Below are 12,867 nucleotides of genomic sequence, written 5' to 3'. Positions count from 1 at the left end.
GGGGCTGGTTGGGCTCGGGGTGGGTCACATGGGGTTGTTGGCGTGCTTGCGCGAGGGTTGCTCCGCGTGCTTGGTCCGCAGCGCCCGGAAGGCGCGGATCAGCACCGTCCGGGTCTCGGCGGGGTCGATCACGTCGTCGACGAGGCCGCGCTCGGCCGCGTAGTACGGGTGCATCAGCTCCGACCGGTACTCCTTGACCTTGCGCGCGCGTTCGGCCTCCGGGTCGGCGGCCTCCGCGATCTGCTTGCGGAAGATGACGTTCGAGGCGCCTTCCGCGCCCATCACCGCGATCTCGTTGGTCGGCCAGGCGTAGGACAGGTCGGTGCCGATCGAGCGGGAGTCCATCACGATGTACGCCCCGCCGTACGCCTTGCGCAGGATGAGCTGGACGCGCGGCACGGTGGCCTCGCAGTAGGCGTACAGCAGTTTCGCTCCGTGCCGGATCACCCCGCCGTGTTCCTGGTCCACTCCCGGCAGGAATCCCGGCACGTCCACCAGCGACAGCAGGGGGATGTTGAACGCGTCGCACATCCGCACGAAACGGGCGGCCTTCTCGCTGGCCTTGATGTCCAGCACCCCGGCCAGGGCGACCGGCTGGTTGGCCACGATGCCGATCACCTCGCCGCCGAGCCGGGCCAGCCCGCACAGCACGTTGGGCGCCCACCACTCGTGGACCTCCAGGAAGTCGGCGTGGTCGACGATCTCCTCGATCACCCGCCGCATGTCGTACGGCAGCCTGCCCTCGGCCGGAACCAGCCCGAGCAGCGCCTCGCCGCACCGGTCGGCCGGGTCCGTGCAGGGCACGGCGGGCGTGTTCTGCTGGTTGTTGGACGGCAGCAGGGACAGCAGGTACCGCACCTCGCTCAGGCAGGTCCGCTCGTCCTCGTACACGAAGTGCGCCACTCCCGACTGCTTCGCGTGAGCGTCGGCCCCGCCGAGCCGCTCCTGGGTGACATCCTCTCCGGTGACCGCCTTCACCACGTCCGGTCCGGTGATGAACATCTGCGAGATGCCGCGCACCATGAACACGAAGTCGGTCAGTGCGGGAGAGTACGCCGCACCGCCCGCGCACGGACCGAGAATCACCGAGATCTGCGGGATCACCCCCGAGGCCCGCACATGGCGCCGGAAGATCCCGCCGTAGCCGGCGAGGGCCGAGACACCCTCCTGGATGCGGGCGCCGGCCCCGTCGTTGAGCGACACCAGCGGCGCACCGGCCGCGACGGCCATGTCCATGATCTTGTGGATCTTCTCGGCGTGCGCCTCGCCGAGCGCCCCGCCGAAGACGCGGAAGTCGTGCGCGTAGACGAACACGGTACGGCCCTCGACCGTGCCCCAGCCGGTGATCACGCCGTCCGTGTACGGTCGGCGCTCCTCGATCCCGAAGCCCACCGCCCGGTGCCGGCGCAACTGCTCCACCTCGGCGAACGACCCCTCGTCCAGGAGCAGTTCGATGCGCTCACGCGCGGTGAGCTTGCCCTTGGCGTGCTGCGCCCGGGTCGCGCGGTCGCCCGGCCCGCAGCAGGCCAGTTCCTTGTTCGCGTGCAGTTCCGCCACCAGCGCCCGGGTGTCGGCGGACCGGCACGGGGCCTGGCCGGTGCGTTCCTCCTGGACGGTCATCTGCTCTCGCTCTCCTTCCCGGGCCGGTACGACAACCGCTGCTGCTGTGGCTGTGGCTGTGGTTGCGGCTGCGGGTGCGGGTGCGGTTTCGGCTGCGGCTGCGACTGCGACTGCGGCGGAAGACGGCCGCAACGACGTGTGCGGACGCGCCCCGCCGCTCACCACGGGCTCCCCGCTCACCGCCGGCTCTCCGCCAGGACCGTCGCGCGGCAGCGCTGCCGCTGCGCGCCCAGCCCGGCCACCTCCGCCTCCACCACGTCACCGGGCCGCAGGAACGGCTGGTCGGGGCGGCCGAGCGCGACCCCGCCGGGCGTCCCGGTCAGCACCACGTCACCCGGGTGCAGCACCATGAACTGGCTCAGGTACCAGACCAGATGGTCCACCCCGAAGACCATGTCGGCCGTGGACCCGTCCTGCATCAGCCGCCCGTTGACCCGGCAGGTCAGCCGCAACCGCTGCGGGTCGCCGGCCTCGTCCGGGGTGACCAGGAAGGGGCCGAGCGGACTGAAGGACTCGAACGACTTGCCCTTCACCCACTGCCCGCCGCGCTCCAGCAGCCAACTGCGCTCTGACACGTCGTCGGCCGTGGCGAACCCCGCGATGTGCGCCTGCGCGGCGGCGCGGTCCGGCAGGTACTGGGCCCGCCGCCCGATCACCACCGCCAGTTCGACCTCCCAGTCGGTCTTCTCCCCGCCCGGCGGTATCAGCAGGTCGTCGTGCGGCCCGACCAGGGTGGAGGGCGCCTTGCTGGAGACGACCGGCTCCGGGGACAGCGCCATGCCCGCCTCGGCGGCGTGCGCGCGGTAGTTGAGCCCGATCGACAGCAGATGCCCGCCCGGACGGACGGGCGGCCCGATCCGCTCGGCCGCCGGGTCGACCGCCGGCAGCCCCGCCGCCTCCCGCGTCAGCCGCGCCGCCAGCTCCCGCAGCGCGTCCGGGTCCAGGGCCGCGCCCGTCCAGTCCGGCACCCACGCCGACACGTCGCGTACGACACCGCCGGGGCCGACAGCGCACGGCCGCTCCCCGCCCGGCGGACCGATCCGCAGCAGCCGCATGTCAGCGCGCCCCCAGGGGGGCTTCGACGTACTTCTCGAAGAAGCGGGTCTCCTCGTCGGTCAGCCTGCGGGGCCGGCCCGTCCGGTAGTCGAACGGCGCCATCACGGTCGAGGCCGTGGCGTACACGGTGTCGCCGTCCTTCACCACGTAGTCGACGGCCACCGTCGCCGACTGCAGGTCGGAGACCCACATCTCGATCTCGACCGGCGCGTGTCGGTGCACCAGTTGCCGCCGGTAACGGATCCGGTGCTCCACCACCACCGAGCCGTCCCGGAAGAACGCGTCACCCTCGGTCGGCGCCATCCGGAAGATGAAGTCGACCCGGGCCTCCTCCAGGTAGCGCAGGTAGGCGACGTTGTTGACGATCCCGTAGACGTCCATGTCGGCCCAGCGGATCGGGCAGAGGTAACTGTGCCGCGCCATCGCGCTCAGCCCCCTTCGGCCGGCCGGACGGCGGCCGGCCCGAACGCGCCGGTCCGCTGCTGGAAGGCGGTCACGTAGTCGGCCGCGGCGATCGGCGCCCGCAGCAGCTCCGGGGACAGGTTGAACCCGTCGATCAGCGTCTCGGCGTACGGCGCGATCCGCGCGCACAGCGCGTCCGCCTCCTGCGGCAGCCGCTCCACCTGCTCGGCCGTCAACGCGCCGCGCGCCAGGAACCAGCCCGCGTCCCGCCGGATCTCGGTCAGCCCGTACAGCGCGGCCAGCAGTCCGAGCGCCGTGCGCGCCGTGTCGTCCCGCGCCGTGTCCACCGCGGCCGTCAGGCACTCCAGCGCGGTGCGCACTCCGCGGGCCCGGGCCATCTCCAGGCCGTCGTTGACGGTGTCGTTCCACGCCTCGAAGTACGTCCGGTCCCGGGAGTCGTCCGCCATGGCCGCCCGGGCCGCCCGCAGCAGCTCCCGCTCCCGGTGGCGCAGCACCGCCAGCAGGAATTCCGGGTCCGCGAGGCCGCGGCCCCGCGGATCGGGGGCCGCGGCCGGCTCCTCCGAGTCGTCGCCCTCCGCGATGATCTGCCCGGCCGTGGTCGCCAGCAGCACCTGGTTGTCGCCCTCCGCGGTGACCAGGCCCTGCAGCAGCGAACCGTAGTCCGCGATCCGGTTGACGCTGAAGATGCCCTGGGCCCCGCAGCGCTCCCGGCAGACGGCGATGACCTCGGTCATCTCCCATGTGGACAGCGCCTTGGTGATCGAGACCAGATGGTTCAGCTCGGCGGGCGCCCCTTCCCGCGGCGCCGCCGTGAACTCCCGCTTGGCGTGGTTGAGCAGCAGGGTCATCGCGTACGTCTTGGCCAGCGCGGTGAACAGGGCGAGCTGGTGGCTGCGGTACTCGATGACCGGCAGGTCGTTGCGGCCCGGTGCGTTGGTGAGCCGCTGCGCCGCGTACCGCAGGGCGATGTACACGGCGGCGCGGCCCGCGCCGGTCGCCGCGCTGGAGACGCACAGCCGCCCCGGCAGGATCCGGTTCATGGCGCGCAGGAACCGCTTGCGCCGGTTGCCGGGGGCCGGGCGGAAGACGCCCTTCTCGTCGAACCGGCCCATGTCGCCGTGCAGCAGGTTGCGGCGCGGGACGCGCACGTGGTCGAACCAGGTCAGGCCGTTGTCGAGGCCCTGGACGGGCTTCTCGGGGCACGGTGCCGCGTGCACCCCTTCGCACAGCCGCTCGCCGTCGCTGATGCGCACCAGGAACGGGAACACTCCGTGGTCGGTGCCGTCCGCCTTCAGCCGGGCCATCACCACGGCCAGTTTGGGGATGTCCTGGAACCCGCTGTACGACATGTACTTCTGGGCGAGCGCGTCGGGCGTGTTGAGCACGAACGTCTCGGTGGCGGCGTCGTACACGGCCTCGGTGCGCAGGGCGGCGACGTTGTTGCCGTAGCCCAGTTCGGTGGCCATGTACGGGCTGAACGAGTCCAGCCGGTCCAGTTCGTCGAACAGGTCCTTCAGGTCGTCCCGCGCGCCGTGCTCCACGACCGTGCCGAAGGCGAGGTTGTAGTGCACCATCAGCAGCGAGAACACCGAGACGTCCAGGAGCGAGGGCCACTCGGCCAGGGCGAACAGCCGCCAGGGGTCCGCGAGGATCTCGCGGGGGCGCTCCAGCGCGGCGTGCACGGCCCTCGACCGCTCGTAGGCCAGCTTGCCGGCCTCGGTCATGGTCAGCCCCTGGCGGGGGTCGAACACGGGGTCCAGCAGCAGTTCGTGGAGGTCCTGGTGGGTCTGCTCGTACCTGCCGTCGAACAGGAGCCGGGACAGGTCGGCGCGGGCCGACGAGGTCATCTGTGAGTCCTTTCCTGCGGGGCGGTTCGTGGGGTCCGGCGCGGGAGGCGGGCGACCGCGGTCAGGCGGACGCGATCAGCAGCGCGGCGTTCTGGCCGCCGAACCCGAAGGAATTGCTCAGGGCCACGTCCACGCGCCCGCTGCGTGCCGTGCCGTGCACGACGTCCACCTCGATCCTCGGGTCGACCTCGGTGGTGCTCGCCGTCGGCGGGACGACGCCGTGGTGCACGGTGAGCGCCGCGAACGCGGCCTCGATGGACCCGGCCGCGCCCAGCGGGTGCCCGGTGACTCCCTTGGTGGAACTGACCTGTGCGTGCGCGCCGACGACCCGGCGGATCACTCCGGCCTCGACGACGTCGTTGAGCGGGGTGGAGGTTCCGTGGGCGTTGACGTACTGCACGTCCCGGCCGGTGAGACCGGCGTCCTTGAGGGCCGCGCGGACCGCGAGTTCGGCGCCCCGGCCCTCGGGGTGCGGAGAGGTCACGTGGTGCGCGTCCGCGGAGGCGCCGTAGCCGATCACCCGGGCCAGCGGCCGTACGCCGCGGGCCCGCGCGTGCTCCTCGGACTCCAGCACGACCACGCCGGCGCCCTCACCGAGCACGAACCCGTCGCGGCCCGCGTCGAACGGGCGGGAGGCGGTCCGCGGGTCGTCCATCCGTCGTGACAGCGCCCGCATCCTGGCGAACGAGGACACGTACAGCGGGGTGACCGGCGCCTCGGCGCCGCCCGCCACGACGATGTCCGCCAGTCCGGACCGGATCAGCTCCCGGCCGAGGCCGATCGCGCTGGCCCCGGCCGCGCACGCGGTGCACGGCGCCATGCAGGGCCCGTTGGCGCCGATGTCGATCGCCACCTGGCCCGCCGCCATGTTCAGCAGACCCATCGGCAGTGTCATCGAGGAGACCTCCGACGGCCCCTCCTCGATCAGGACGCGGTGCTGCTCCTCCAGGGTCGCGGTGCCGCCGGCACCCGAGCCGAGGATGACGGCCACCCGTGCGCTGTCCGCCCAGGCACCGGGCCGCAGCCCGGCGTGGTCCAGGGCTTCCCGCGCCGCGGCGACGGCGAACTGGGAGTAACGGTCCCACTGCCAGGCTCCCCGCAGGCCGAGTGCGGCCGCATCGAAGCCGGGCACCCGGCACGCCATGGTCACGGGCAGGCCGTCCAGCTCGGCGTGGTGGGCGGCCGTGGGGCTGCCCTCCGTCACGCGGTGCCAGTTCTCCTTGGTCCCGATGCCGGCCGGCGTGACCAGCCCGATCCCGGTGATGGCGGCGGCGAAGCCGGTCATCGGACGGTGGCGGTCTTCTGCTCGACCGCGGCGACGACGTCGGCGACGACGGCCATCTCGGACAGCTCCTCGTCGGGGATCGCCACGCCCAGCCGCTTCTTCAGAGCGGTGGCCAGCTCAATCTGCGACAGCGAGTCCAGTCCGAGGTCGTCGAAGGTGGCCTCGGGCACCACCGTCTCGGGGTCGAGGCCGAAACGGGCGACGAGGACCTCGACGACGGATTCGAATGCGGAGCTCATGCGGTTCCTCCTGAACATGGGAAGGGGTGAACGGGAAGGGGCGAAGACGACGGAGGTACGGAGTGGTGTGGAATGGAACGGAGTGGTACGAAGACGACGGCGCAGCGCGTCACCGGAGAACGGCCGCACTCCGTCGGCGGTGAAGTCCGAGCGGTGAACCCGGCTATGAGGCCGAGCGGTGAACCCGGCGGTGAGGCCGAGCGTGGACCCGGCCGTGAGGCCGAGCGGTGACTCGGTGGTGGGCCCTGTGGTGCGGGACGCCCGTCAGCCGACGGGCTCGGCCTTGATGTCGGGCCAGACCAGCGTGGCCGAGCCCCAGGACAGGCCGGCGCCGAACGCGGACAGCAGGACGCGCTGCCCCGCGCGCAGGTCGCCGCGGGCGGCGTAGTCGTTCAGCAGCAGCGGCACCGACGCGGCCAGCGTGTTGCCGACCTGGTCGATGTTGACCGCGACCCGCTCGTCGGGCACGCCCATCTCCTCCGCGACCGCCTGCACGATGCGGATGTTGGCCTGGTGTCCGGCGAACCAGTGCACGTCCGCGACCGCCCAGGCGGCGCGTTTGAGGGCGGTCCGCGCCGACTGCGTCATCCGCTCGACGGCCTGGGTGTAGAGCGGACGGCCCTGCATCCGCAGGTACCAGTCGTCCGCCGGCACCGTGCCGTGCCCGAGCCCGCTGTCGGCGGAACGCTGCCGTGCGCCGCCGGCCGGGATGGCGAGCAGGTCGGCGAGCGCCCCGTCGCTGCCCAGGTCGAACGGCCCCAGCGCGCCGGGCTCGTCCGCCTCGCCGCGGCGCAGCACCACCGCGCCGGCTCCGTCGCCGAAGATCGGCGCGGTGGTCCGGTCCCGCTGGTTCACGAGCGTGGTGAACGCCTCCGCCCCGATGAACAGGACGGTGTCGGCGGTGCCGGACGCGATGAGACCACCCGCGGTGGCGAGCCCGTACAGGAACCCGCTGCACGCCGAGGTCAGGTCGAACGCGGCGACGGTGTCCAGGCCCAGCCGGGAGGCGACCTCCGGCGCCACCGCCGGGCAGAGCCGCTCGGGCGAGGTGGTCGCCACGACCACCGCGTCCACGGCGCTCACCCCTGCCGAGCGCAGGGCCCGGGCGCCGGCCTCCACGGCCAGGTCCCCCGTCGACAGGCCGTCGGCGACCACCCGGCGCTCCCGGATCCCGGTCCTGGTGCGGATCCAGTCGTCGGTGGTGTCCAGTGTGCGTGCGAGGTCGTCGTTCGTGACCGCCTTGGGCGGGAGGAAGCCCCCGATTCCCATGAGTACCGCCGCCATCGACTCACCCTCCTCATGGCCGCTCACACGGCCTGACCTGGCCTGGCATCAGGCTTGCCGATGGCCGGACAGGCGGGCAATTGGCCCTTGGTACACCCACGGCGAGGCGTGTACCAAGGGCCAATTGACCCCTTCCGGCGCCGGTTGCGACTCTCCATGAGATGACCTTGAAACCCACTGCTCTCGCAGCGCTCCTGCCGGCCGGACGGGTGATCGACGACCCGGCACGGCTGGCCGCCTTCGCGCACGACGAGGCCGCCGGCGCGCCCTACGCCCTCCCGGCGGCCGTGGTACAGCCCCGCGACACGGCCGAGGTCGCGGCCGTCGTGGCGTACTGCGCCGAACGCGGCGTGCCCGTGGTGGCCCGCGGCGCGGGAACCGGTCTGTCCGGCGGCGCCAACGCGACCGCCGGCTGCGTGGTGGTCTCCTTCGCCGGGATGAACCGCATCCTGCGTATCGACCCGGACGAGCGCCTCGCCGTGGTGCAGCCCGGTGTCGTGAACGACGATCTCCGGGCGGCCTGCGCCGCCAAGGGCCTGTGGTACCCGCCGGACCCGGCCAGCGCCCCGTGGTCGACCATCGGCGGGAACGTCGCCACCAACGCGGGCGGGGTGTGCTGTGTGAAGTACGGGGTGACCCGCGACTACGTGCTGGGGGTGGAGGCGGTCACCGGCCGCGGCGAGGTGGTCCGGCTGGGCCGCCGGACCGCCAAGAGCTCCGCCGGCTTCGAACTCGCCGGGCTGCTGGTGGGTTCGGAGGGCACCCTGGGGCTGGTCACCGAGGTCACCCTGCGGCTGCGCGGCGAGCGTGCCCAGGAGCACGCGGTGGTGGGGTTCTTCGACGATCTGCCGGGCGCGGGCCGGGCCGTCGCCCGCGTGGTGGCCTCCGGCGTGGTGCCCAGCGCCCTCGAACTCGTCGACCGCTACTGCCTGCGCGCCGTCGACGAGTGGAAGAACATGGGGCTCACGGACGGCGGCAACGTGCTGCTGCTGGCCCGGTGCGACGCGCCCGGAGCGGCCGGCGCCGAGGAGGCCGACACGGTGCTGGCCTGCTTCGAGGCCGCCGGCGCCGCCTGGAGTGCCCGCTCCGCCGACCCGGCCGAGGCGGACGCCCTGTTCGCCGCCCGCCGCCTGGTCTACCCCGCGCTGGAGCGTCTGGGCATGGTGCTCAGCGAGGACATCTGCGTCCCGCGCACCCTCGTCGCCGACATGCTGGCCCGCATCGAGCGCACCGCCGAGCGGCACGGCGTGCGCATCGCCGGACTCGCCCACGCCGGGGACGGCAATCTGCATCCGATGCTGGTCGTGCCGCGCGGCGACGAGCGTGCGCTGGCCCGGGGCAGGGAGGTGCTGGAGGAGGTCGTCGACCAGGCCCTCGAACTGGGCGGTACGGTGACCGGCGAGCACGGTGTGGGCCTGCTGAAGATGCGCGGTCTGACCAGGGAGCTCGGCCCGGCGGTGCTGGAGCTGCACCGGGGCATCAAGCAGGTGTGGGATCCGGCGGGCATCCTCAATCCGGGGAAGGTCTTCACCGACGCCTGAGAACTCCCGCCGGAACGACCTCGGGCGCCGTCGGCGGACGAGCGCGCGCGGCCCGGGGCGCGGCTTGCGGCCCGGGGCGCGGCTTGCGGCCCGGGGCGCGGTTTCACGCCGGGAGACCGGTCCCGGCCACGACAACGGCCGGGACCGGGCGGCGGGTCCCGGCCGCTGTCGTAACCACGGCCGGCCGGCGCCGACGGCGGATCGTGCCGACGGTCACGCGAGCACCGGCGAGGATCGTGCCGGCGACCACCGCGAGCACCGTCGCGGTGCTCAGCCGGCCTCCGCCGTACGGCATTCCGGGTGGCCCCAGCCCTGGGGGTTCTTGGCGATCGGCTCGCCGGCCGCGTAGGAGCGGCCGCACGGGCAGCGGCCGGGGAACTTCGCCTTGATGGTGCGCGACGAGGCGCCCCCGCTCCGCTTGGCGGCCGCGGGCCGACGGCGCGCGGCCTTGGGCTGCGGGGCGCCGGACGAGGGCGGCGGCGCGGGCGAGCCGAGCGCGCTGCCCGCCGCCACCTGCGCGGTCGCCGCCTGGCTCGCGGCGCGGTCCGCGAAGTCGTTGAGCGGATCGCCGTCGACCTGGTGGGCGGGCACGTAAAGGAAGTCGACGGAACGGCCGTCGAGCAGTTCGTCGATGCGCACGACCAGGTCCTGGTTGGCGACCGGCTTCCCGGCGGCCGTCTTCCAGCCGTTGCGCTTCCAGCCGGGCAGCCAGGTGGTGACGGCCTTCATCGCGTACTGCGAGTCCATCCGGACCTCGAGCTCCACACCCGGGTCGGTCGCCGCCAGCAGCCGTTCCAGGGCGGTGAGTTCGGCGACGTTGTTGGTGGCCCTGCCCAGCGGGCCGGCCTCCCAGCGCACCGGGGTCCCCCCGTCGTCGGAGACCACCCACGCCCAGGCCGCCGGACCCGGATTTCCCTTCGAAGCCCCGTCGCACGCGGCCACCACACGTTCACGCATGACCTCGATCATGCCACGGCAGCACCCGGCCCCGGGCCGGGCCCCGGGCCGCCCCCGGAGCGCCCCGGGAAAGACCTCAGGAGACGTCCTTCAGCCGGGGCGGTTCGCCCTCGGCCCGGGTGATGTCGATCACCGAGAACTGCGCGCCCTGCGGGTCGCCGAGCGCCGCGAACCGGCCGTAGGGGCTGTCCACCGGCCCGAACCGCAGCACGCCGCCGAGCTTGGCCGCCTTGGCGACGGCGTCGTCGCAGTCGGGGACGACGAAGTAGACGTTGATGTAGGACGGCACCTCGGGCGGGAAGTCGTCCGTCATCCTCATCCGGCCGAGGACCATGTCGTCGCCGAGGCTGAACAGGCGGAAGTCGACCGCGTCGTCCTCCATCTGCCGGGCGCGGTAGGAGAAGACCGCCGTGAAGAACGCGTCCGTGCGCTCGGGGGCCCGGGTGAACACCTCGGCCCAGCCGTAGGCGCCCGGCACGGCCGTCGCCTCGAAGCCCTCGTGGACGCCAGGCTGCCAGACGCCGAACACCGCGCCGCCGGGCTCGCGGGCCAGGCACATGGTGCCGAAGTCGCCGACCCGCATCGGCTCCATCAGGACCTCGCCGCCGTTGTCGCGGATGCGCGCGGCGGTCGCGGCCGCGTCCCGCGACGCGAAGTACAGGCACCACTGCGACCGGCCGTCCTGGCCGGGCATCGGCGGGACGACGGCGGCCACCGCCTTGCCGTCCGCGTAGGCCTGGGTGTAGTTGCCGTACTCCGACGACGTCTCGCCGAAGGTCCAGCCGAGGACGTCGCCGTAGAAGCGCTTCGCGCCCTCGATGTCGCCGAACATCGCATCGGCCCAGCAGGGGGTTCCCTCAGGTCGTACGGCCATGATCGTGGCCCTCCCGAATCGGCGGTCGGTCCGTCCACTCACGCTAGCCATCCCCGCACCGGACCGCGCGCCGAACGGTTCGGCCCCCTCCAGACTGGAAAGGAGCCGGACGGCCGGGTCCGGTCTTCGACGGGAGGAGGTGCGGACATGGCGGACGGGACGATGCGCGCGTGGTCGGTGGTCACGCCCGGGCCCGTGGAGTCGGGGGGCCTGCGGCTGGTCGAGAAGCCGGTCCCGGTCCCCGCGGACGACGAACTGCTGGTGCACGTGCGCGCGTGCGGGGTGTGCCGGACCGACCTGCACGTCACGGAGGGCGATCTGACGGTGCGCCGGGCGGGCGTGACGCCGGGGCACGAGGTCGTCGGCGTGGTGGCCGGGACCGGGGCCGCGGTGGAGGGCTTCGCCGCCGGCGACCGGGTGGGCGTGGCGTGGCTGCGATGGACGGACGGGACCTGCGGGTACTGCGCGCGCGGGGCGGAGAACCTGTGCCCGGCGTCGCGGTACACCGGCTGGGACGCCGACGGCGGCTACGCCGAGTACACGACCGTGCCGGCCGCCTTCGCCTACCGCCTGCCCGGCACGCTCGACGACGTGGCCGCCGCGCCGCTGCTGTGCGCCGGCATCATCGGCTACCGCGCGCTGCGCCGGGCCGCGCTGCCGCCGGGCGGGCGCCTCGGCCTGTACGGGTTCGGGGGCAGCGCCCACCTGACCGCGCAGCTGGCGCTCGCCGAGGGCGCCACCGTGCACGTCCTCACGCGGGGGGCGGCCGCGCGGCGGCTGGCGCTGGACCTGGGCGCCGCGTCCGCGCGGGACGCGTACGAGACGCCGCCCGAGCCGCTGGACAGCGCGATCCTGTTCGCCCCGGTGGGCGACCTGGTCCCGGTCGCGCTGCGCGCCCTCGACCGCGGCGGCACCCTGGCCGTCGCCGGCATCCACCTCAGCGACACCCCGCCGCTGCACTACGAGACCGAGCTGTTCTACGAGAAGCAGGTGCGCAGCGTCACCTGCAACACCCGCGAGGACGGCCGCGAGTTCCTGGCCGGAGCCGCCCGGCACGGTGTGCGCGCCACCACGCACACGTATCCGCTGTCGAAGGCCGACGAGGCGCTGCGGGACCTGAAGGCCGGCCGGTTCGACGGGGCGGCGGTCCTGCTGAACGACCTGTCCTGAACGCCCCGGAGCCCACGACCGCCCCGACTCACCCGTCCCTGCCCTGCCCTGCCGGGCCGGCCGAGTGACCGGCCGGCCCGGCCACCGTCACTCGCCCGCGTGCGCCTTCTCCAGGGCGGCGATGTCGAACTTGCTCATCGACATGAACGCCTCGGTCGTGCGGGCGGCCTTCTCCGGGTCCGGGTCGCTCACCATCTCGACGAGCCCGGTCGGCACCACCTGCCAGGACAGGCCGTACCTGTCCTTCAGCCAGCCGCACGGGCCGGGCTCGCCGCCGCCCTCGGTGAGCTTGGTCCAGTAGTAGTCGATCTCCTCCTGGCCGTCGCAGTAGATCTGGAACGAGACCGACTCGTTGAACCTGAACTCCGGGCCGCCGTTCAGCGCGACGAACTTCTGGCCGTTGGCCGTGAACTCCACGGTCATGACCGAGCCGGCCTGGCCCGGTCCCGCATCGGAGTAGTGGCTGACGCGCCCGATGCCGGAGTTCTTGAAGATCGAGACGTAGTGGTGCGCGGCCTCCTCCGCCTGGCCGTCGAACCAGAGACAGGTGACGAAACCCTCGGTGGTCATG

The 12,867-nt window shown here is 73.2% G+C and carries 12 protein-coding genes; 2 read left to right on the top strand and 10 right to left on the bottom strand.

What is annotated here, in order from left to right:
- Window positions 1-24: 24 nt before the first annotated feature.
- The 7 genes from ACH4ZX_RS26810 to ACH4ZX_RS26780 form a co-directional block, all read right to left on the bottom strand.
- Window positions 25-1,620, bottom strand: a complete 1,596-nt coding sequence (locus ACH4ZX_RS26810; RefSeq protein WP_398277711.1) for an acyl-CoA carboxylase subunit beta — start codon at window positions 1,618-1,620, stop codon at window positions 25-27.
- Between the two features lie 176 nt (window positions 1,621-1,796).
- Window positions 1,797-2,675 (bottom strand): fumarylacetoacetate hydrolase family protein, encoded by an 879-nt coding sequence (locus ACH4ZX_RS26805; protein ID WP_398277708.1) that lies wholly within the window; start codon window positions 2,673-2,675, stop codon window positions 1,797-1,799.
- A 1-nt stretch (window position 2,676) separates the two neighbouring features.
- Window positions 2,677-3,099, bottom strand: coding sequence for an acyl-CoA thioesterase (locus ACH4ZX_RS26800; protein WP_398277705.1), 423 nt, complete (start codon window positions 3,097-3,099; stop codon window positions 2,677-2,679).
- 5 nt (window positions 3,100-3,104) lie between these two features.
- Complete coding sequence (locus ACH4ZX_RS26795) at window positions 3,105-4,946, bottom strand: acyl-CoA dehydrogenase (protein WP_398277702.1); 1,842 nt, start codon at window positions 4,944-4,946, stop codon at window positions 3,105-3,107.
- 61 nt (window positions 4,947-5,007) lie between these two features.
- Window positions 5,008-6,231: a beta-ketoacyl-[acyl-carrier-protein] synthase family protein gene (locus tag ACH4ZX_RS26790; RefSeq protein ID WP_398277699.1), complete on the bottom strand. Its 1,224-nt coding sequence runs from the start codon at window positions 6,229-6,231 to the stop codon at window positions 5,008-5,010.
- A complete protein-coding gene (locus tag ACH4ZX_RS26785; RefSeq protein ID WP_360748455.1) occupies window positions 6,228-6,470 on the bottom strand; it encodes an acyl carrier protein in 243 nt (80 codons plus the stop codon). Before ACH4ZX_RS26785 ends, ACH4ZX_RS26790 begins: the two co-directional genes overlap by 4 nt.
- 264 nt (window positions 6,471-6,734) lie before the next feature.
- On the bottom strand, window positions 6,735-7,754 hold the full coding sequence (locus ACH4ZX_RS26780; RefSeq protein WP_398277696.1) for a beta-ketoacyl-ACP synthase III: 1,020 nt from the start codon (window positions 7,752-7,754) through the stop codon (window positions 6,735-6,737).
- A 161-nt stretch (window positions 7,755-7,915) separates the two neighbouring features.
- Here ACH4ZX_RS26780 and ACH4ZX_RS26775 point away from each other — a divergent pair, with 161 nt between their 5' ends.
- The gene (locus ACH4ZX_RS26775; protein WP_398277693.1) at window positions 7,916-9,295 is read left to right on the top strand and encodes an FAD-binding oxidoreductase; all 1,380 of its coding nucleotides are present in this window, start codon (window positions 7,916-7,918) and stop codon (window positions 9,293-9,295) included.
- Window positions 9,296-9,565: 270 nt separating this feature from the next.
- Here ACH4ZX_RS26775 and ACH4ZX_RS26770 read toward each other — a convergent pair whose 3' ends face one another.
- Window positions 9,566-10,264, bottom strand: coding sequence for a ribonuclease H (locus ACH4ZX_RS26770; protein ID WP_398277690.1), 699 nt, complete (start codon window positions 10,262-10,264; stop codon window positions 9,566-9,568).
- 64 nt (window positions 10,265-10,328) lie between these two features.
- Window positions 10,329-11,126 (bottom strand): VOC family protein, encoded by a 798-nt coding sequence (locus tag ACH4ZX_RS26765; RefSeq protein WP_398277687.1) that lies wholly within the window; start codon window positions 11,124-11,126, stop codon window positions 10,329-10,331.
- 162 nt (window positions 11,127-11,288) lie between these two features.
- Here ACH4ZX_RS26765 and ACH4ZX_RS26760 point away from each other — a divergent pair, with 162 nt between their 5' ends.
- A complete protein-coding gene (locus ACH4ZX_RS26760) occupies window positions 11,289-12,296 on the top strand; it encodes a zinc-binding alcohol dehydrogenase family protein (RefSeq protein ID WP_398277866.1) in 1,008 nt (335 codons plus the stop codon).
- Between the two features lie 87 nt (window positions 12,297-12,383).
- Here the strand turns inward: ACH4ZX_RS26760 and ACH4ZX_RS26755 are convergent, their stop codons facing one another.
- Complete coding sequence (locus tag ACH4ZX_RS26755; protein ID WP_398277684.1) at window positions 12,384-12,866, bottom strand: VOC family protein; 483 nt, start codon at window positions 12,864-12,866, stop codon at window positions 12,384-12,386.
- Between the last annotated feature and the right edge of the window lies 1 nt (window position 12,867).

This window comes from Streptomyces sp. NPDC020490 (assembly GCF_044335305.1).
In the GTDB taxonomy this organism is placed as follows: Bacteria; Actinomycetota; Actinomycetes; order Streptomycetales; family Streptomycetaceae; genus Streptomyces.
The sequence above is the reverse complement of the archived record's forward strand: the minus strand, read 5'-3'. Positions and strand labels throughout refer to the sequence as shown.

Excerpts from the sequence above, each read along its gene's own strand:
- ACH4ZX_RS26810 (WP_398277711.1), bottom strand. The coding sequence starts at position 1,620 with ATGACCGTCCAGGAGGAACGCACCGGCCAGGCCCCGTGCCGGTCCGCC.
- ACH4ZX_RS26775 (WP_398277693.1), top strand. The coding sequence starts at position 7,916 with ATGACCTTGAAACCCACTGCTCTCGCAGCGCTCCTGCCGGCCGGACGG.
- ACH4ZX_RS26790 (WP_398277699.1), bottom strand. The coding sequence starts at position 6,231 with ATGACCGGCTTCGCCGCCGCCATCACCGGGATCGGGCTGGTCACGCCG.
- ACH4ZX_RS26795 (WP_398277702.1), bottom strand. The coding sequence starts at position 4,946 with ATGACCTCGTCGGCCCGCGCCGACCTGTCCCGGCTCCTGTTCGACGGC.
- ACH4ZX_RS26800 (WP_398277705.1), bottom strand. The coding sequence starts at position 3,099 with ATGGCGCGGCACAGTTACCTCTGCCCGATCCGCTGGGCCGACATGGAC.
- ACH4ZX_RS26805 (WP_398277708.1), bottom strand. The coding sequence starts at position 2,675 with ATGCGGCTGCTGCGGATCGGTCCGCCGGGCGGGGAGCGGCCGTGCGCT.
- ACH4ZX_RS26755 (WP_398277684.1), bottom strand. The coding sequence starts at position 12,866 with ATGACCACCGAGGGTTTCGTCACCTGTCTCTGGTTCGACGGCCAGGCG.
- ACH4ZX_RS26765 (WP_398277687.1), bottom strand. The coding sequence starts at position 11,126 with ATGGCCGTACGACCTGAGGGAACCCCCTGCTGGGCCGATGCGATGTTC.
- ACH4ZX_RS26780 (WP_398277696.1), bottom strand. The coding sequence starts at position 7,754 with ATGGCGGCGGTACTCATGGGAATCGGGGGCTTCCTCCCGCCCAAGGCG.
- ACH4ZX_RS26770 (WP_398277690.1), bottom strand. The coding sequence starts at position 10,264 with ATGATCGAGGTCATGCGTGAACGTGTGGTGGCCGCGTGCGACGGGGCT.
- ACH4ZX_RS26760 (WP_398277866.1), top strand. The coding sequence starts at position 11,289 with ATGCGCGCGTGGTCGGTGGTCACGCCCGGGCCCGTGGAGTCGGGGGGC.
- ACH4ZX_RS26785 (WP_360748455.1), bottom strand. The coding sequence starts at position 6,470 with ATGAGCTCCGCATTCGAATCCGTCGTCGAGGTCCTCGTCGCCCGTTTC.